Annotated in this window: 19 protein-coding genes; 17 read left to right on the top strand and 2 right to left on the bottom strand. The window is 65.0% G+C overall.

Annotated elements, in window-relative coordinates:
• The first annotated feature begins 43 nt into the window (after positions 1-43).
• The 6 genes from ACFPB1_RS14940 to ACFPB1_RS14915 all read left to right on the top strand — a co-directional run bounded on the left by ACFPB1_RS14940 (position 44) and on the right by ACFPB1_RS14915 (position 5,788).
• Complete coding sequence (locus tag ACFPB1_RS14940; protein WP_379226624.1) at positions 44-1,081, top strand: aldose 1-epimerase family protein; 1,038 nt, start codon at positions 44-46, stop codon at positions 1,079-1,081.
• Positions 1,082-1,103: 22 nt separating this feature from the next.
• A complete protein-coding gene (locus tag ACFPB1_RS14935) occupies positions 1,104-1,865 on the top strand; it encodes a DeoR/GlpR family DNA-binding transcription regulator (RefSeq protein ID WP_379226622.1) in 762 nt (253 codons plus the stop codon).
• A 98-nt stretch (positions 1,866-1,963) separates the two neighbouring features.
• The gene (locus ACFPB1_RS14930) at positions 1,964-2,809 is read left to right on the top strand and encodes a class I fructose-bisphosphate aldolase (RefSeq protein WP_379226620.1); all 846 of its coding nucleotides are present in this window, start codon (positions 1,964-1,966) and stop codon (positions 2,807-2,809) included.
• 1 nt (position 2,810) lies between these two features.
• Entirely contained in the window at positions 2,811-3,977 is a 1,167-nt protein-coding gene (locus ACFPB1_RS14925; protein ID WP_379226618.1) for a Gfo/Idh/MocA family protein, read from the top strand.
• Positions 3,974-5,197, top strand: a complete 1,224-nt coding sequence (locus ACFPB1_RS14920; RefSeq protein ID WP_379226617.1) for a carbohydrate kinase family protein — start codon at positions 3,974-3,976, stop codon at positions 5,195-5,197. The genes ACFPB1_RS14925 and ACFPB1_RS14920 overlap by 4 nt, the downstream gene beginning before the upstream one ends.
• A 45-nt stretch (positions 5,198-5,242) precedes the next feature.
• A complete protein-coding gene (locus ACFPB1_RS14915; RefSeq protein ID WP_379226615.1) occupies positions 5,243-5,788 on the top strand; it encodes a D-lyxose/D-mannose family sugar isomerase in 546 nt (181 codons plus the stop codon).
• Positions 5,789-5,830: 42 nt separating this feature from the next.
• On the opposite strand, the gene ACFPB1_RS14910 is transcribed toward ACFPB1_RS14915, so the two are convergent.
• Entirely contained in the window at positions 5,831-6,538 is a 708-nt protein-coding gene (locus ACFPB1_RS14910) for a FadR/GntR family transcriptional regulator (protein ID WP_379226613.1), read from the bottom strand.
• A 166-nt stretch (positions 6,539-6,704) separates the two neighbouring features.
• Between ACFPB1_RS14910 and ACFPB1_RS14905 the strand changes: the two genes are divergently transcribed.
• The 11 genes from ACFPB1_RS14905 to ACFPB1_RS14855 all read left to right on the top strand — a co-directional run bounded on the left by ACFPB1_RS14905 (position 6,705) and on the right by ACFPB1_RS14855 (position 18,087).
• Entirely contained in the window at positions 6,705-8,120 is a 1,416-nt protein-coding gene (locus ACFPB1_RS14905; RefSeq protein ID WP_379226611.1) for an FAD-linked oxidase C-terminal domain-containing protein, read from the top strand.
• A complete protein-coding gene (locus ACFPB1_RS14900) occupies positions 8,113-9,615 on the top strand; it encodes a (Fe-S)-binding protein (protein WP_379226609.1) in 1,503 nt (500 codons plus the stop codon). The genes ACFPB1_RS14905 and ACFPB1_RS14900 overlap by 8 nt, the downstream gene beginning before the upstream one ends.
• 173 nt (positions 9,616-9,788) lie before the next feature.
• Positions 9,789-10,379, top strand: a complete 591-nt coding sequence (locus tag ACFPB1_RS14895; RefSeq protein ID WP_379226607.1) for a hypothetical protein — start codon at positions 9,789-9,791, stop codon at positions 10,377-10,379.
• Between the two features lie 569 nt (positions 10,380-10,948).
• Positions 10,949-11,671, top strand: coding sequence for a hypothetical protein (locus ACFPB1_RS14890; RefSeq protein WP_379226605.1), 723 nt, complete (start codon positions 10,949-10,951; stop codon positions 11,669-11,671).
• A 24-nt stretch (positions 11,672-11,695) separates the two neighbouring features.
• A complete protein-coding gene (locus ACFPB1_RS14885) occupies positions 11,696-12,136 on the top strand; it encodes a GntR family transcriptional regulator (protein ID WP_379226603.1) in 441 nt (146 codons plus the stop codon).
• A complete protein-coding gene (locus tag ACFPB1_RS14880; RefSeq protein WP_379226601.1) occupies positions 12,133-13,032 on the top strand; it encodes an ABC transporter ATP-binding protein in 900 nt (299 codons plus the stop codon). The genes ACFPB1_RS14885 and ACFPB1_RS14880 overlap by 4 nt, the downstream gene beginning before the upstream one ends.
• A complete protein-coding gene (locus tag ACFPB1_RS14875; protein ID WP_379226599.1) occupies positions 13,033-13,935 on the top strand; it encodes an ABC transporter ATP-binding protein in 903 nt (300 codons plus the stop codon).
• Positions 13,928-15,262, top strand: a complete 1,335-nt coding sequence (locus ACFPB1_RS14870) for an ABC transporter permease (protein ID WP_379226597.1) — start codon at positions 13,928-13,930, stop codon at positions 15,260-15,262. Before ACFPB1_RS14875 ends, ACFPB1_RS14870 begins: the two co-directional genes overlap by 8 nt.
• A 90-nt stretch (positions 15,263-15,352) precedes the next feature.
• A complete protein-coding gene (locus tag ACFPB1_RS14865; RefSeq protein ID WP_379226595.1) occupies positions 15,353-15,868 on the top strand; it encodes a DinB family protein in 516 nt (171 codons plus the stop codon).
• Positions 15,869-16,185: 317 nt separating this feature from the next.
• Positions 16,186-16,842 (top strand): GntR family transcriptional regulator, encoded by a 657-nt coding sequence (locus tag ACFPB1_RS14860; protein WP_379226593.1) that lies wholly within the window; start codon positions 16,186-16,188, stop codon positions 16,840-16,842.
• Positions 16,843-16,911: 69 nt separating this feature from the next.
• A complete protein-coding gene (locus ACFPB1_RS14855) occupies positions 16,912-18,087 on the top strand; it encodes a helix-turn-helix domain-containing protein (RefSeq protein ID WP_379226591.1) in 1,176 nt (391 codons plus the stop codon).
• A 104-nt stretch (positions 18,088-18,191) separates the two neighbouring features.
• Here ACFPB1_RS14855 and ACFPB1_RS14850 read toward each other — a convergent pair whose 3' ends face one another.
• Positions 18,192-19,100 carry an RraA family protein gene (locus ACFPB1_RS14850; protein ID WP_379226589.1) on the bottom strand — a complete coding sequence of 303 codons (909 nt, stop codon included), beginning with the start codon at positions 19,098-19,100 and terminating at the stop codon, positions 18,192-18,194.
• Positions 19,101-19,228: the final 128 nt, after the last annotated feature.

Raw genomic sequence — 19,228 nt, 5'->3', positions numbered from 1 at the left:
TAAGAACATCTCTTGTTTATTTCGAACAGAAAGGGGCGAACGGATGCTGCTGCACGGCAAGCGGTATACGAGAAGGGAAATCGAAGCGCGCGTCGGACGGATCGAGCAGCTCGGAGGCATCCGGAGGCATACGCTGGCGGAGGGGATCGAGTCGGGAACGTCCATCCTCGCGGTGCGGACCGGGGCAGGATTGGCGTACGACGTCACGCCGGATAAGGGGCTGGACATATCGGCGGCTTCGTTCGGGGGCGCGTCCTTGACGTGGCAGTCGGCGAACGGCGACGCGCATCCGTCCTACTACGACGATCAGGGGACTGGGTGGCTGCGGACGGCTGCCGGCGGGCTGTTCATGAGCTGCGGCCTGATCAATGTCGGATCGCCGAGCACCGTGGACGGCATCGCCTACGGACAGCATGGACGCGCGCATCATACGCCGACGAAGCAGATAGCAGCGGAATCCGTCTGGGCCGGCGACGAGCTAGAGCTTCGCGTACGCGGCGTCGTGGAGGAGACGTCGATATTCGGCGGTCACCTGCGCCTGCGGCGCGAGATTCGAAGCCGTCTCGGCGAGAACGCGATCGAGATCAGGGACGAGGTGGAGAACGCCGGCTTCCGGCCTTGTCCGCATATGATGCTGTACCATTTTAATTTTGGGTATCCGCTGCTGACGGAGGCGACGCGGATCGCGTTTCCGGGCGGCCGCGTTACGCCACGGGAGGCGGATGTTCCGCTTGACGGGTACGACCGGTGGGAAGCGCCTTCCGCAGCATACGAGGAACGCGTCTACGATCACGAGCTGCCGAAGACGCCGGACGGCCGGGCGGAAGTCGCGCTGCATCAGCCGCATTTTCCGCTTGGCGCAGGGCACTCGGCGCCCGTGACCGTCAGGCTCGCGTGGAAGACGGATACGCTGCCGCGTCTCGTGCAGTGGAAGATGCTGGGGGCGGGCGTGCATGCGCTCGGCATCGAGCCGGCGAACTGCGGCGTGGAAGGCATGGCGGCCGAACGGGAACGCGGCACGCTGCGGATGCTGGAGCCGGGAGAAACCGTGCGGTATGAACTGAAGCTGTCGATCGAATAACGGTCGGCGAGGAGGAAGCGCAATGAGCTTGAACGATAGACAACAGCAGATGCTCGGCATGCTGGAAAGCGCTGGCGAAGTGAAGGTCGGCGGGTTGAAGGAATATTTCGGCGTGACGGAGATGACGATCCGCCGGGACCTCGAGAAGCTGGAGCAGGCCGGCTACGTGAAACGGACGTTCGGCGGCGCGATCCTGGCGTCGAAGGACGTCGCGATCGGCGACCGGACGGGCGTCATGACGGGCGAGAAGCAGGCTATCGGCCGCGCCGCCGCGTCGCTGGTGAAGGAGAACGAAGCCGTCTTCATCGACGGCGGGACGACGACGCTCTACATGGCGCGGTACTTGAAGGCCGAGCTGAACGTCACGGTCGTGACGAACGCGCTCAATATTGCGATGGAGCTGCTGGAGCGGAGAATTACGACCGTCGTGACCGGAGGCATGGCGCTCGAGGCGACGTCCACGCTGGTCGGGCCGGGAACGGTCGAGACGATCGGCAAGATGGCGTTCGACCGCGTGTTTCTGGGCGCGACGGGACTGACGGCCAAGCACGGCTTCAGCAATTCCAACCTGTACGAGGCGGAGATCAAGCGGATGGCGATCGCGCATGCGACGGAGGTGAACGTCGTTCTCGACCATACGAAATACGGGGCGAAGGAGCTGTTCTCGTTTGCCGCGCTGGGCGAGGCGAACCGGATCATCGCGAACGCGCCGCCGGACGGGGAGCTGCTGCAGGCTTGCCGGGACCAAGGCGTCGATATTGTAGCCGCAGGCGGTCGTGTTTGAATCGAACATCCCGCTAGACAGATTCCAACCTGTGCATTAAGATAATGTTATAAACAAACATTATTTGTGCTAACAGAACAGAGGGAGAGGGATGGCGGATGTCGGTCAAACCAAGGCTGAACCGGATGTTCAGCGAGCAGGGGAAATGCTTCGACGTAGCGGTCGACCACGGATTTTTTAATGAAAGCACGTTCTTGAACGGCATCGAAAACATGCGGCAGGCCGTGCGCACGATCGTGGAGGCGAACCCGGACTGCGTCCAGCTGACCATCGGCCAGGCGAAATGGCTGCAGGAGGTGCCGGGCAAGCGAAAGCCGGGGCTCGTGCTGCGTACGGACGCGGCGAATATCTACGGCACGGAGCTGCCGCGCTTCCTGTTCAGCGAGCTGATCGACCGCGCGATCGAGAAGGCGGTGGCGCTCGACGCCGTCGCGGTGTGCGTCAACCTGCTGCTGCTGCCGAACCAGCCGGAGCTGCATCGCCAATGCGTGCGCAACGTCTCGCTGCTGAAGAGCGAATGCGAGAAATACGGCATGCCGCTCATGGTGGAGCCGCTCGTCATGCTGCCGAAAGAAGCGAAGGGCGGCTACATGGTTGACGGCGACATCCGCAAAATCATGCCGCTCGTGCGCCAAGCCGTCGAGCTCGGCGCCGACGTCATCAAGGCGGATCCGTGCGACGACGTGTCGGAGTACCATCGCGTGATCGAGGTCGCCTCCGGCGTACCCGTGCTCGTGCGCGGGGGCGGGCGGGCAAGCGACGAGGAAATCGCCGTCCGCACGGTCGAGCTGATGCGGCAGGGCGCCTCCGGCATCGTGTACGGCCGCAACGTCATCCAGCACCCGAACCCGGCGGGCATGACGAACGCGCTCATGGCGATCGTGCACCACGGCGCGTCGGCGGAGCAGGCCTTGGCGATCCTGTCCGGCCGGGAGGCGCGGTAGGATGGGCAAACGGACGATCCGTTTCGGCGTTATCGGCTGCGGCCTGATGGGCAAAGAATTCGCAAGCGCCGCCGCCAGGTGGCTGCACCTCGAGGGCGTCGACTTCGAGCCGCGCATCGTGGCGGTGTGCGACGCGAATCCCGCGGCGACGGAATGGTTCGAGCGCCAGGTGCCGAGCGTGGAGCGCGTTTACGGCGATTATAAGGAGCTGCTCGCGGACGACGCGGTCGAGGCGGTCTACTGCGCGGTGCCGCATCATTTGCACGCGCAGCTCTACGCCGACATCATCGCGGCCGGCAAGCATCTGCTCGGCGAGAAACCGTTCGGCATCGACGCGGACGCGAACGCGCGCATTAATGACGCGCTGGCGGCCCATCCCGGCGTCGTCGTGCGCTGCTCGTCGGAATTTCCGTTTTACCCCGGCGCGCAGCAGATCATTCGGTGGGTGAACGAAGGCCGGTTCGGCCGCATCATCGAGGTGGAGGCCGGTTTCTGGCATTCGAGCGACCTCGACCCGGCGAAGCCGATTAATTGGAAGCGCCGCATCGCGACGAACGGCGAATACGGCTGCATGGGCGACCTCGGCATGCACGTGCTGCATCTGCCGATGCGCTTCGGCTGGCGGCCCGCGAACGTGCGCGCGCTGCTGAGCAACATCGTGCCGGAGCGTCCGGACGGCAGCGGCGGCACCGTGCCGTGCGAGACGTGGGACAACGCCATCCTCGCCTGCGACATCCGGACGAAGGACCAGCGGTTCCCGATGATGCTCTCCACCAAGCGGATCGCGCCGGGGCATGCCAACACGTGGTTCATCCGCATTCAAGGCACGGAGCTGTCGGCGGAGTTCAGCACGAAGCATCCGAAGCAGGTAGCGTCCATGCCGTATACGCCGGGCCGGCCGCAGGCTTGGCACATCGTCGATGCGCCGTACGAGTCGGCGTACGGCACCATCACCGGCGGCATCTTCGAATTCGGCTTCTCCGACTCCATCCTGCAAATGTGGGCGGCGTTCTGCGACGAATTGGTTCACGGCGCGGACGGCATATCGCAGCCGTTTCGCTGCGCGACGCCGGAGGAAGCGCTCGGCAGCCACCGCGTCTTCACGGCGGCGCTGGCCTCGGAGCGCAGCGGTGCGACCGTGGCGATCGATTGGGGGAATGGACCGTGAGCGGAACGGGTACGCGCGGGGCGGCCCAAGTTGTCGTCGCGGGGCATATCTGCCTGGACGTCATTCCGGCGATGCCGGAGATGAAGGAGGGTCTGGGGACGGTGCTCGCCCCGGGCAAACTGATCGATATCGGCTCGGCGCGCATCGCGGCCGGCGGCGCCGTCTCCAACACGGGGCTCGCGCTGCACCGGCTCGGCGTGCCGGCGAAGCTGATGGGCAAGATCGGCGACGATCTGTTCGGCGGCGCGATCGGGCGCGTGCTGCGGGATTACGGGGAGGCACTCGCGGACGGCATGATCGTCTCGCCGGGCGAGCCGACGTCTTACACGCTCGTGGTAAGCCCGCCGAACATCGACCGCATCTTCCTGCACTGCACCGGCGCGAACGACACGTTCGCGGCGGACGATCTGCGGGAGGAAGCGCTGGCCGGCGCGCGGCTGTTCCATTTCGGCTATCCGCCGCTCATGCGGCGGATGTACGCGGACGGCGGCGGCGAGCTCGCCGGACTGCTCGCCAAGGCGAAGGGACGCGGGCTGACGGTCTCGCTCGACCTCGCGAAGCCGGACCCGGCGTCGCCGGCGGGAGAAGCCGACTGGCGCGGCATTTTAATGAAAGCGCTCCCGTACGTCGATGTCTTCCTGCCGAGCTTCGAAGAGATTCTGTACATGCTGCGGCGGGAGCGTTACGACGCGCTGGCCGCGGCGCATGGCGGCGGCCTGCTGCCGCTGGCGGACGGGCCGCTGCTGCGCGAGCTCGCGGAGGAGCTGCTGTCGCTCGGAGCCGCCGTCGTCGCGCTGAAGCTCGGCGAGCACGGGCTCTACCTGCGGACGACGGACGACGCCGCCCGGCTGGCCGCGATGGGCGCGGGGGCGCCGGCGGCGCCGCTCGAACCGTGGCTCGGCCGCGAGCTGCTCGCGCCGTGCTTCGAAGTCGCCGTGGCCGGCACGACGGGCGCCGGCGACTGCACGATCGCGGGCTTTCTCGCCGGCCTGTTGAAGGGACTCGGGCCGGAGGCGTGCATCGGCGGTGCGGTCGCCGTCGGGGCCTGCAACGTGGAGCAGGCGGACGCGACGAGCGGCGTGCCGTCGTGGGAGGCCGTGCAGGCGCGCATGGCCGCGGGCTGGCGCAGGCGCGGCGTTGGGCTGCAGCTGCCGGGTTGGCGGGAGGACGAACAGGGCCTATGGCACGGCCCGGCAGAAAAAGGATTTCGGCAGGGATGACTGGAAATCATTATGCGGATACTATCCTACCAGGAGGGTGACGGCATGAAACGCAGCGAAGTCGTCGCGGCGCAGCAGCGCGCCGCGGATATGTTGGACGCGATCGGCATTATTTTGACGCCGCAGGAGAGGGCGCACGTCGAGGTGGCGGAGTTCGGACTCGGCAATTTGGCGCTGCAGGGGCTGCAGCTGGTCACGTATATCAATACGGACCGGTATTGCGCGAAGGAGCTCGTGCTGTTCCCGAACCAAACCTGCCCGGAGCATTTGCATCCGCCGGTCGGAGACGATCCCGGCAAAACGGAAACGTTCCGCTGCCGGCACGGCGTCGTCTATCTGTACGTCGAAGGCGGCAACGGCGGCACGATCCAGGCCGAGGTGCCGGCCGGAAGCGAAGCGTATTATACGGTGTTCCATGAGATCGAGCTGCATCCCGGGCAGCAGTACACGATTCCGCCGGGCACGAAGCATTGGTTCCAGGCGGGGGATACGGGCGCGATCGTCTCGGAGTTCTCGAGCACGAGCCGGGACGAATTCGACATCTTCACGGATCCGAACGTGGTGCGCATCCCCGTCGTGACGGAGGACTGACGCCCGCGGAAGGCGCGTTCCGCAAAAATTAAACCGGCATCCCTAGCGGATGCCGGTTTTTTCGCGGAGCACTTGCTCGACCTTGGCGAGATGCCGCTCCATGAGGGACGCGGCGAGCGCCTCGTCGCGGCTCGCGACGGCGGATACGATGGACCGGTGCTCCTCGAGCAGCCGGCTCGCGGACCGGTGCTCCGCGTAGAACCAGAGCGACCGCGTGTCGCGCATGCTCTCGTGCAGCCGCGCCGACAGCGACTTCATGAGCTCCGCCAGCATCGGGTTATGCGTCGCCTTGGCGAGCTGCTCGTGCAGCCGCACGTCGGCCTGCTCGCCGAACGCTTCGTCGCCCAGGCGCTCCTCCATCTCCCGCAGCGTCGCGCGCAAAGCGTCCAGGTCGTCGTCCGTGCGGTGCTTCGCGGCGAGGCCGGCGCAGCCGGTCTCGAGCACCTTGCGCACCTCGAGCAGCTGAAGCAGCGAATCCGCGCGGTCCAGCCACGCTTCCTGCGCGAACGCGGGCTCCTCCGGCGGGGACTTGACGTACGTGCCGCCGCCCTGGCGGATGTCGAGCAGGCCTTTCGCTTTCAGCGCGCTCTGGGCTTCGCGGATCGTGGAGCGGCCGACGCCGTATTCGGCGGCGAGGTCGACGACCGACGGCAGCTTGTCGCCGGGCGACAGCTCGCCGGAGGTCAGCTTGAGCAGCAGCTGCTGGGCGACCCACTCGTTGCTCTTGAGCGGGCGTTCGTGAGTAGACATAGCGGGCCTCCTTGGCGCGTCGATGGTGAAGGACGGGGGAAAAGGCGGTCGAAACCGCATTTTCAGGGTTTAGCATTCTCCCATCTTATGATATACTACGGTCAAATCAAAGTCATCAGACGACCTGATCTATTTTTAGTATATCTATTTCAAAGGGGAGTTATCCATGCTGCATGAAGCAGTCGCCGGCAAGCTGCGCGCCATCGTCGGCCCGGGGTGGTTCAAGGACGACCCGGAATCGCTCGTTACCCATTCGTACGACGGCACGCCGATGCTGCAATCGCTGCCGGACGGCGTCGTCTATCCCGAGACGACCGCCCAGGTGTCCGAGATCGTCAAGGTGCTCCAGGAGCACCGGATTCCGCTCATTAGCCGCGGCTCCGGCACGAACCTGTGCGGCGGCACCGTTCCCGTGCAGGGCGGCGTCGTCATGGTCATGCACCGGATGAACCGCATCCTGGAAGTCGATCTCGAGAATTTGACCGCGACCGTCCAGCCCGGCTTGAACACGAAAGCGTTCATTACGCACGTGGAAGGCCTCGGCCTGTTCTACCCGCCGGATCCGGGCAGCATGGCGGTCTCCACGATCGGCGGCAATATCGCCGAATGCTCCGGCGGCCTGCGCGGCCTCAAGTACGGCACGACGAAAGACTACGTCATCGGCCTCGAAGCGGTGCTGGCGAATGGCGAGATCATCCGCACCGGCGGCAAGCTGATGAAGGACGTCGCGGGCTACGACCTGACGAAGCTGCTCGTCGGCTCCGAGGGCACGCTCGCCGTCATCACGGAAGCGACGCTCAAGCTCGTGCCCCCGCCGAAGACGAAGAAGACGATGCTCGCGATGTACAAGGATCTGTACGGCGCCGCCCGGACCGTGTCCAAAATCATCGAAAGCCGCATCATCCCGGCGACGCTGGAGTTTCTCGACAACCCGACGATCCGCGTGGTGGACGATTTCGCGAAGCTGGGCCTGCCGCTCGACATGGACGCGATCCTGCTGATCGAGCAGGACGGCGAGGCGGAGACGGTGGAGCGCGACATCGCGCGGATCGCGGAGATCTGCCGCGGCGAGAACGCCGAGCGCGTCAGCATCGCCGCCGACGAAGCGGAGGCGCTGAAGCTGCTGACGGCGCGCCGCAGCGCGTTCACCGCGCTGGCGCGGCTGCGGCCGACGACGATCCTCGAGGACGCGACGGTGCCCCGCTCCAAGATCGCCGACATGGTGCTCGCGATCAATGAGATCGCGAAGCGCCACGGCGTGACGATCTGCACGTTCGGCCACGCCGGCGACGGCAATTTGCACCCGACGGCGACGACGGACGCCCGGGATGCGGACGAAATCCACCGCGTGGAGGAGGCGTTCGCGGAGATCTTCGAGGCGGCCATCCGCCTCGGGGGCACGATTACCGGCGAGCACGGCGTCGGGCTCGTGAAGGCGCCGTACCTGGAATGGAAGGTGGGCTCGGCCGGCATCGAGGTCATGCAGGCGATCAAGCAGGCGTTCGACCCGCATCATATTTTGAATCCGGGCAAGATGTTCGCCAAGTCCGCGCGCAAAAGGGTGGTGCTGCAACGTGGCTAAGACGCTGAGCGATCTCATTCCGGCGGAAGCCGACGGCCGCGGCGAGCTCGCGGCGACGCTGACGCGGACGCTGGATTACGACCAGCTGACGAACTGCATGCGCTGCGGCTTCTGCCTGCCGGCCTGCCCGACGTTCCGCGAGACGGGCATCGAGGCGGAATCGCCGCGCGGGCGCATCGCGCTCATGAAGGCGGTCGCCGACGGCATCCTGGATCCGGACGAGGCGTTCGAGACGCAGATGAACCACTGCCTCGGCTGCCGCGCGTGCGAGCCGGCGTGCCCGGCCGACGTCAAGTACGGCCGGCTGCTGGAGCAGGCGCGCGACTCCGTCGAGCGGCATACGACGACGCATCGCCGGTGGGTGAAGGCCGCGCGGCGGGCCGCGTTCGACGGGCTGTTCCCGCATCAGAACCGGATGCGCCTGCTCGGCGGCGCGCTGATGCTGTACCAGCGGACCGGCCTGCGCAAGCTTGCGCGCGGCGCCGGGCTGATGAAGCTGTTCCCGCGCCATATGCGGGAGATGGAATCGATCCTGCCGGACGCCTCGTATAAGGGCGTCGCGGAGCAGATCGGTGCGTTCCACCCGGCGAAGGGCGAGCGGAACGCGACGGTCGGCTTGTTCCGGGGCTGCATCATGGACGTGCTGTTCACGGAGACGAACAAGCACACGGTCGAGCTGCTGAACGAAGCGGGCTTCGACGTCGTCATCCCCGAGTCGCAAAACTGCTGTGGCGCGCTGCACGCGCACAGCGGCGAGCAGGACGGCGCGAAGGCGCTCGCGAAGCGCAACATCGCGGCGTTCAAGGCGGCCGGCGTGGAGTGGATCGTCTCCAACGCGGGCGGCTGCGGGGCGCTGCTCGTCGAGTACGGCCACTTGCTGCACGACGATCCGCAGTGGGCGAACGATGCGGCTTGGTTCGCGAAGCGCGCGATCGACGTGAGCAAGCTGCTCGTCGAGCACGGGCGGCTGCGGCCGGCGGCGCAGGCGGCCATCGCGGCCGGGGCCGGCTCCGTTGTCGGCGGCGGAGCGCCGGGAGCGGCGCCGGCATCGGCATCCGGCGGCGGTCATGCCGCGGGAGGAGGAGGCGGCTGCGGCGGCTCGTGCGGCGGGGGCGTCGGTTTCGCATCGGACGAGAAGGTTCGCATCACGTACCAGGACTCGTGCCATCTCCGCAACGTGATGCGCTCCTCGGAGGCGCCGCGGAAGCTGATGCGCGGCGTGGCGAACGCCGAGTTCGTCGAGCTGTTCGAAGCGGAGCGCTGCTGCGGCTCGGCCGGCATTTACAATCTGACGGAGCCGCGGATGGCGGGGCAGATTCTCGATCACAAGATGGAGCACGTGAAGCGGACCGATGCGCATTATTTGCTGACGAGCAATCCCGGCTGCCTGCTGCAAATGAAGCACGGCATCGAGAAGCACGGCATGAGCGGGCAAATGAAGGCCGTTCATTTGGTCGATTTCCTGCATGAACGGATGCGCGCGGGGAACGTTTAAGCGCGAGAGGCGGACGGCCCGGAACATCGTTGTTCCGGGCTTTTGCTCATGCGGGCGAGCGCCGGCGCCGCTATGAGGGCGGTCGCGGGCTCCCCGCCGCGGAATGCTCAAAATACGGATAACCCTTCGCCGCATAAGTATGAGTAACGACCGGTGCAAGGGGGTTGCGCACGATGAACGCGTTCACTTCGCTCCTGGCCAGACTGATGATTTTTCTATTCACCGCCGTGTTCATTTATCCGGCGATGCTGCTCGCCTTCCTGGTGCTCGGCTTTACGTCCTCCTGGAAATCCGGCGTCGTGATGCTCGTCTCGGCGCTGCTGCTGCTCTTCGTGCTCAAACGGGAAGCGGCGGCCCTGCCGCCGGCCCCGCGCGGGCGTCTGCGTCCGTTCGGCCGAAAACGGCGTTCCGTCCGGGCGCTGAGTCGATTTCCCGGGGAATATGACGACCGGGAGACGTCTCCTCCGCAGCTAAGCGACATCTACTTCGATCTTGCGGCCCGGATGAAGGAGGACGAGGAGCTGCTGTACATCCTGAAAGCGATGGACGGCGGACCGGAGGCTGGAGGCGGACGGCGGCGGATGCCCGCCGCCAATCCGGGCGCCGCGGCAGATGCCGGGGCGGGACTCGGAGCAAATGTCGAAGCGGGCCATGGAGCAGGCGCCGGAGCGGGCACCGGGCCGAGCGTGACGCTTCGCGCCCGGCATGCCGCCGGCTGCACGTGTGCGAGCTGCTCGCCGTCGCCGCGGAATCGCATCCATTGAGCTTGAACCGCCACCCCTGCGCTGTGCGCAGGGGTGGCGGTTTTTATATTGGCGCGAAGCATGCTACCGGAGCGGTGGGAGGAACGTAGTACCGCACAAAGGCCGGGCGCCGGCGAATTGCCGCAAGAGCGGTACCTAGTACCGCACATCCGCCCAATTCCGGCGAATTCGCCGTAAGAGCGGTACCCGGTACCGCACATCCGCCCAATCCCGGCGAATTCGCCGCAAGAGCGGTACCCAGTACCGCACATCCGCCCAATCCCGGCGATATCGCCGCAAGAGCGGTACCCAGTACCGCACATCCGCCCAATCCCGGCGAATTCGCCGCAAGAGCGGTACCCAGTACCGCACATCCGCCAAACGCCGGCGAACTCGCCGCACGAGCGGTACCCAGCCCCCGCTCGCGGCGCCGAACGCCAGCATTTCTCCCGCGCAACTGTCAACCGCAACCGCCATAACCGCCGTCTTCCGAAATTTCCCTTTCCCAACTGTTGACAATCAGCTTCCACAGTGATTATACTGTGTATATTAATATATACAGTGTACAGACCAAAGGAGCTGAAGCGACAATGACGACTTGGCAAGGCGCGATGACGCTGCTTCGTTCCGAGGGGCGGCGTTCCTGGGGCGGATTGGTTTTCACGATTGTTTTCTTCACCTATATCGCCATCGTCATGATGCCGTTGTTCCAGGATATGTGGGAGAAAGGGGCGGCGAGCCGCTTCGACTGGCTGGGCGATTTCGTCTACCTGACCATCCTGCCGAACATGGCGTTCGTCATGAACCGCAGCATGATGCACTATTGGAGCCGAGACACGTATTCCCGCAAGCTGGCCTACTGGCGCACGCTCCCGATCAGCTGGGATGCGATCGTGCTCTCGCGGATGATGCAGCACGTTGTCGTATTGACGCTCGTGGCCGCGTATTTCTTCACGGTGCAGTACGCCGCGATGAGCGGCCTGCGCGGGCTGCTCCCGGCCGGCTCGTACGTGCTGTACGCGCTGACATGGTACGGCTACGCGATGGCGGCGAGCGCCACGTACGTGTTTTTCGAACAGACGCTGCACGGCAAGGTCTACTGCTTGGTCTGTTTCGGCTACGTGGGGGTCTACGCGGCGGCTGGGATCGTGCTGTGGCTGACGGACACGAGCCTGATGTACGCCTCGATCGAAGCGGCCCGCGATCATCGGGCGCTCTGGCCGGCCGTCGCGCTGCTGGCGGGCGCGCTCGCCACGTTCCTCGTCGCGCGGCTGTTGCGGAGGCGGATTGCGAAGCGCAATCTGTTCCTCTAGGGAATCAGGAAAGGGGTGGCAGCGGTGTGGATACCGATTCAACTGAATGAACAGAGCGCGGAACCGCTGTACCGCCAAATCGAAGGGCAGCTCCGTGCTTTCATCGTCAGCGGGCAGATGCCGGAGGGCACGCTGCTGCCCTCGATCCGCGAGCTGGCGCAGCAGACGAAATGCAGCGTCATCACGATCCGCCGCGTGTACCAGGACCTCGAGAACGAAGGCCTGCTGCGCACCCGCCAAGGAACGGGCACGTTCGTGGCCAAGGTCGACGACGCGCTTCGGGACAACCAGCGGCGCGGCGCGGTGCAGGAAGCGGTCGAGGCGGCGGCGGAGGCGGGCGTCCGGGCGCACTTTACCGACGGCGAGCTGGCGGAGATGCTGCTCGAGGCACTGCGGCGGAAGCGGGCGGCGTACGAGACGGGACTAGACAAGACGCCATCGGGCGAAGAGGGGGAACCGACATGATGGAAGCGGTTGTGACGATTGAGGGGCTGGTGCAGCGCCGGGCGCATTTCCAGCTGGGGCCGGTCGAGCTGACCGTTCCGGCGGGGTACGTGACGGCGATCGTCGGGCCGAACGGCTCCGGCAAAAGCTCGCTGTTCCGGCTGATGCTGGGCTTGGCGCGGCCGGATGCGGGACGCGTCAGCCTGCTCGGGCGGCGGGTCGGCGACGGCGACGAGACGGCGTACAAGGCGCGCATCGGGTACGTGCCGGAGGAAGCGATCGATCTCGAGGACAAGATTACCGGCGACGCGAAGGCGGCGTTCGTGCGGCCGTGGTATCCCGACTGGGACGTCAACTACTACCGCGAGCTGCTGCGGCGCTTCGAGGTCGACGCGGGGCTTAGGCTCGGCAAGATGTCCAAAGGGATGCGGCGCAAGTTCGACCTGTCGCTCGCGCTGGCGCATCATCCGGAGCTGCTGCTGCTCGACGAGCCGTCCTCGGGCCTCGACCCCATCGCATGGAAAACGATGATCGACGTCCTTCACCGCTACATGGAGCAGGGCGACCGGACGATCGTGATGGCGTCCCACATCGTGGACGAGGTCCGGCGGCTGGCGGATTACATCGTCTTCGTCGTCCACGGCCGGGTGCTGGGGATGTACGAGAAGGACGCGCTGCTCGATTCCTGGCAAACGATGTACGTCGATGCCGGCGAGCGGGCGCTCGATTGGAAGGCGCTGCCCGGCTTCCGCGGCGGCGAGCCGGCCGGGGGCACGACGTACCGGATCGTAACGGAATCGGCGCAGGCGGCGGAGCGCTGGCTGGCCGAAGCCGGCGCGGCGCTCGTCAGCAAGCGGAAGCTGGAGCTGGACGATATTCTGATTCATCTCACTGAACATGCGAGAGGGGTTATGTAAATGAACGCGTTATCGGTTAATCACGTCATCAAGCAGTACGGCGGCAAAACCGCCGTGAACGGCATCAGCTTCGACGTCGCCCCCGGCGAGATTTACGGCCTGCTCGGCGCGAACGGCGCGGGCAAAACGACGACGATGCGCATGGTTCTCGGCCTCATTTATCCCGATTCCGGCAAGATTCTGTACGACGGCAAGGCGTACGGCAAGGAGCTGCTGCAGCAGCTCGGCTACCTGCCCGAGGAGCGCGGTCTCTATCCGAAGGTGAAGGTATGCGATCAGATCCTGTACCTCGCGCAGCTGCGCGGCATGTCCCGCCAGGACGCCGACCGGAACCTCAAGCGCTGGCTCGACCGGTTCGGCGTGCCGGAGTATTATGGCAAGAAGGTCGAGGAACTCTCCAAGGGGAACCAGCAGAAGATCCAGTTTATCGCCGCGGTCATCCATAACCCGCGTATCGTCATCATGGACGAAGCGTTCAGCGGCCTCGATCCCGTCAACGTCGAGCTGCTGAAGTCGACGGTCAAGGAGCTGCGCGAAGCCGGCTCGTGCATCCTGTTCTCGACGCACCGGATGGAGCATGTCGAGGAATTGTGCCGCAACATCACGATTTTGCATCGATCCAATCCCGTCCTGCAGGGCAACCTGAAGGCGATTAAGAAGCAGTTTCCGCGCGAGCGCGTCATTCTGGCGACGGACGGCGAGGTGACCGGGCTGGAGGCGGCGGGCGGCGTGCGGAGCGTCACGCGCCACGAGTACGGCTATGAGCTGTTCATCGACGATGAGGCGGCGGGCCGGGAGATCCTGGAGCTGGCGATGGCGCAGACCGGGGTGCAGCGCTTCGAGATCATGGAACCGACGCTGAACGAAATCTTTATTAAGACGGTAGGTGAGAACCATGAATAACGGCTTCTGGACGGTGGTCGGATTCACGGCCAAAAACAAGCTTCGGGGCAAGGCATTTCTCATCACGACGATCATTATCGCGGTCATCATGAGCATCGGCATCAATTTGCCGTATATTATTTCCAAGTTCAGCGGCGAAGGCAAGCCGACGGCGGTCGGCTACGCGGCAAGCGCGGCTGACCAAGCGAAATCGGAGCTGTTCACGCCGACGCGCATCGCCGATATGCTCGGCAAGTATTACGCGGCGCAGGCGAAGCCGGAGCTGGAGCTCGTCCCGATCCCGGACGCCGGTTCGGCGGAGGCGAACGAGAAGGCGCTGAAGCAGGCGGTCGCGGACGGCGTCGTCGACGGCTACGTGGAATTCGCGCCGGATGCGGCGAGCGGCGGCTTCCCGGCCGTCACGTACAAGTCGGAACGCCTGATGGAGTCGAAGGTGTCGCTGTCGCTCACGACGGCGCTGCAGGCGGTCAAGATGGACGCCGTCATTAACGGCGGCGGGCTGAGCGACGAGCTGAAGACGCTGCTGACCAATTCGATCCAGTTCGACACCGTCCAGATCTCCACCGCCGAAGGCGCGGGCTCCATCGGCAGCGGCAAGACGAAGGAGCAGCAGGGCATGGACATGATCACCGTGTACGTCATCCTCTTCATGCTGTTCATGGCGATCATAATCAGCGGCCAGATGATCGCGAGCGAGATTACGGCGGAGAAGAGCTCCCGCGTCATGGAGATTCTCATTACGAGCGTGGCGCCGCTGAAGGCGATGTTCGGCAAAATTCTCGGCATGTTCCTCGTCGTGCTGGCGCAGCTGGCCATCTACATCGCCGTCATCGTCGTCAACATGACGCTGCCGCAGAACGCCGACAAGCTGGGCGAACTCGGCATCTCGCTCGACAAGATCGACCCGGTGCTGCTCGTCTATGCGATTCTGTTCTTCCTGACCGGCTTCTTCCTGTTCGCGACGCTGTTCGCGGCCGTCGGCTCCATCGTCAGCCGGACGGAGGACCTCGGCCAGGCGGTGATGCCGATCACGATGCTGTCGCTCGCGGGCTTCTACATCTGCATGTTCGGCGGCATGAATTCGCCGGGCTCGATGCTGATCAAGGTCTCGTCGTACATTCCGTTCTTCTCGCCGTACGCGATGGTCGTCCGCCTGGGGCTGTCCGACCCGCCGATCTGGCAGGTATGGCTGTCGATCGCCATTCTGGCCGTCACGATATTGGCGTCCGGCTGGCTGTCGGCGAAGATTTACCGCGCGGGCGTGCTGATGTACGGCAAGAAGCCGTCGATGAAAGAGCTGTTCAAGGCGATGCGGGCGTACCGGTAAAGGAAGCCGGAGCTCCGCATAAAACCATATTTTAAAAGAAACAGCCGGGCCTGGCGCCCGGCTGTTCTTGGCCGAAAGGGAGCATGAAGCATGAAGGAACTGCTGAAAGCGCAATACGAACTCATTCGAATCACGCGGGAAACGATGTTCGCGTTCCTCGGGGAGCTGCCGCTCGAGAAGCTGCGGGCCGACGTGCCGGGCTTCGGCAGCGGCAGCATCCTCCGCACGCATATTCACGTGGCGGATTGTTACCGGTATTGGCTCGGCTCGTTCGCCTTCGGGCAGAAGCGGGCGGACTTCGCGTTCGCGGCCAAGGAGGACATCGCGCGAGCCGACGTGCGCGCGGTTCGTGACCGGTTCAAGCGGGCGGACGAAGCGGTGGACCGGTTTTTGGACGAGTACGACGGCCGGATGCTGGAGCGCGTCACGAACGAGGTGAAGTGGCAGCCGGAGTGGAGCACGACGCCGCTATGGCTGCTCACTCATACCGAGACCCACGAATTCCATCACAAAGGGCAAATCGCCGCCATGGCGCGGCTGCTCGGGTATGAGCCGCCGAACACGGATTTGGAAAGAGCGGGAACGGTCCCGACCGGCGGCCGGTAGCGCGCAGCCGCGCGCATAGACCGGCCGCCGGCGGCGAGCGCCCGCGTGCGCAGGCCTGCGCCGCGTGCATGCCGGGCAGCCGGTAACGGGAAGCCGCGCAGAGAGCGGCGGCCGGCGGCGAGCACCCGCGCGCAGGCCGGCATCGCGCGCATGCCGGCCTTTTCCGCGTGCGCCATCCGGCCCCGAATGCGAAGAGAACCGCCTGCATCCGACAGCTATTGACAATATTAGGGGTTGTCCTCCCCGTGGACAACCCCTATAATAAAGCTTACATCAGTATTATCGATTATCGATAATCGATAATGCATAAAGGAGCCGTGAACGCTATCATCCACGACCGGACGGACTATCCGACGAGTTCGATCAGCGAGCACGTGTATGCCGGCCTGAAGCGGGACATTCTCTCCGGAACGCTGCAGCCGGGCGCGCGCCTGATCGTCATGGACATTGCGGGCAGGCATCGAATCAGCCAGGCGCCGGTGCGCGAGGCGCTGGAGCGGCTGAAGCAGGAAGGTCTGATCGTCGGCGTGCCGAACAAAGGCTCGGTCGTCTCGACGATCACGGCCAAGGAGATCCGGGATATTTTCGTCCTGCGCGAGATTATCGAGGGCTTCGCCGTCCGGCAGGCGATGAAGTCGCTGACGGAGGAGGACTACCGCTATCTTCAACGCGTCATCGATGATATGGAAGCCGCCCACCGGCAAAACGAGCTGCTGCGCATCCTCGAGCTGGACATGGATTTCCACGGGTTCTTCTACGACCGGTGCGGCAACCAGGCGATTCTGGAGCTGTGGCATCACATGCGCACCAAGGTCATGCGCTTCATGGCCTTCTCCAACCGCCATTACACGACCAACGTGCTGGCCGAATGGCATCAGCTGCTCGTCGACGCCCTCCGTTCGGGCGATCCGGACGCGGCGGAGGCGGCGTTCGTCGAGCATATGCACGCGTACAAGCAGATCGAATTGGAATAAAGGCATCTTAGACGGGACGGCGGCAAGCCGGCCGGGCGCATACATCCTTTCGTAAAAGGGGACATGACGATGCTTCCTGAAGGGCTGCTGTATGAAGAGGACGTTATTTTGACGTGGATGCGGGACCGGTTTCTGCAGGATCTCGCGCTGGGACGCAAGCCGAACAGCGCGAACGCGAAGGATGGCCTGACCCGCCTGGGGCTGAATCCGTATTTTACCTACCCCGCCATCGCGCTGTTCGAGCCGTGCCCGCCGCCCGGCGAAGACGAGGAAGAGAACGCGCAGCGCATGGAGCGCATGCGGGAAGAGCTGCAGCAGCGGGCATTCCGCGGAAGCGCCGTGTTCATGGACGGCCGGCACCGCATCGGGCTGCTGTTCTCGTGGAAGTCCGCGGGCCAGCTGGAGGCCGTGCAGGCGCAGGTCGCGGAGCGGTTCGGCCTGCCGGTGAGCGTGGGCGTCGGCGCGCCGTGTGCCCTGCTCGGCGACGTGCATCACTCGTACCGGCAGGCGTCGCGGGCGCTGCAGGACACGTTTTACCGCGGCACCGGCCACGTCATCCGGCACGGCGAGCTGCCCCGGTACGCGGCGCCGCGCGACGATACGTCGGAGCTGGAACAGGCGCTGCTCGAGGGCTTGAAGGCGGCGGACGCCGACGCGGACATCGAGGCGGCCGTCGACGCGTATTACGACGCGCTGCTCGCGGAGGGGCCGATCGACATCCAGGCCATGTACGAGCTGACGGCGCGCCTCCTGGTCGGCACCGAGAAGAAGCTGCTTGCCAACGCCAATTATGAGAGCGCTTGCAATCGCTGCGAAATCATGTCCGTCGTCAAGCTGCGGACGCTGCGGGAGATCAAGGCGTACGTCGCGCGCTTCCTCGCCGGCGTCCGAAGCGCGCTGCTGTCCGAGCGGAAGGAGAGCCACCGCAGCATTATTAAGAAGACGATCCAGCACATGGAGCAGGATTACCGGGGCGCGTCGCTGCAGACGATGGCGCAGAAAGTGTACATGACGCCGACGTACCTCAGCCTGCTGTTCAAGCTGAACACCGGCACGACGTTCATCGAGCATCTCACGCGGATTCGCATCGAGAAGGCCAAGAGCCTGCTGGCCGGCACGCATTACAAGAACTATGAGATCGCCGAGCTGGTCGGGTACCACGATCCGCGCTACTTCAGCCAGATCTTCAAGCGCAAGGTCGGCCTGTCCCCGACGGAGTACCGGGAGTCGGCCGGCAAGGCGTAAGCGCCGCCAGCGGCGAAAAGGACTTCGGAACGGCCGGCGGCCGAACTCCGAAGTCCTTTTTTGCTCGTGCCGACACGGCCGCCGGGATCAGCCCGGCCGCTGCGCTACAGGCGCACGTCGTGCCGGCTGCCGCCTTCGGCGTCCCGCTTCGCCGCGTCCTCCAGCTCCTTCTCCCACGTCAGGTGCCGGTACGCCTCCGCGGCCGGATCGCTCTCGAACCAGGTCACGAAGTCCCGCATCAAGGCGGTCGTCCACGGCGCGTCGATCTGGGCGGTCGTATAGACGCCTTCCCGGAGCCGGACGAAGCCGAAGACGTCGCGCACCTGCGATTTCTCCGCCTGCACGACCGTCAGCTCCGCCAGGTGGGGCGGGATGAATATCACGCCGGCCGGCGTGCCGAGCACGACGTCGCCGGGCAGGCAGATCGCCTTGCCGATGCGCGCCGGCACGTTCATGCCCGTCATCGTGACCTCCGCGATGGCGGTCGGATCGCTTCCCCGGTAATAGATATTGATGTTGTCGATCTGGGACACCTGTTGGTTGTCCCGGATGCCGCCCCAGATGACGGCGCCGCCCCGCTTCGTCCGGGTCGATATCGCGGTCGACAGGTTGCCCCCGACGTACGTGCCGAGATGCACTTTGTCGAACATGTCGACGACGGCGACGTCGTCCTCGACGAGCGAATCGATGACCCATTGGTTGAAGAAGCCCTTGCGGCCTTCCTGCTCGTGTCCGTAGCGCAGCAGCGTCTCGTGCAGATCGGGGCGCTGCGGCACCATGACGGCCGTTACCGCCCGGCCGACCATGATTTGATCGGGGTGGACGATTTTGAGATCCCCTTCGAATTGAAAAGCGTAGCCCCGGTTCCACAGCGGACCCCACGCTTCCTCGAGCGTAATCTTCCGCATCCGCCGCAGCACGTCCGCAGGCACCTTCGGCCGGCCGTTCGGAAACCGTTCCCCTTCCCAGAGCGGCGTAAGCTGGACGATGTCTTCCGGATTGTCGAATTTCATCTGGCGCACCTCATTCCCTCGATTTGACGGCGCATGCGGCAATGCCGGCCAGCGGGCGCCGCCGGTTCTCGCCTTTATTGTTAGGGACAACCCGGCGTTTGTCGATGCGGCATTCTTACGGCATTTCG

The sequence above is a fragment of the Paenibacillus sp. GCM10023250 genome (genome assembly GCF_042653205.1).
GTDB lineage: Bacteria > Bacillota > Bacilli > Paenibacillales > Paenibacillaceae > Paenibacillus_Z.
This window is presented reverse-complemented; position numbering and strand designations above follow the sequence as displayed.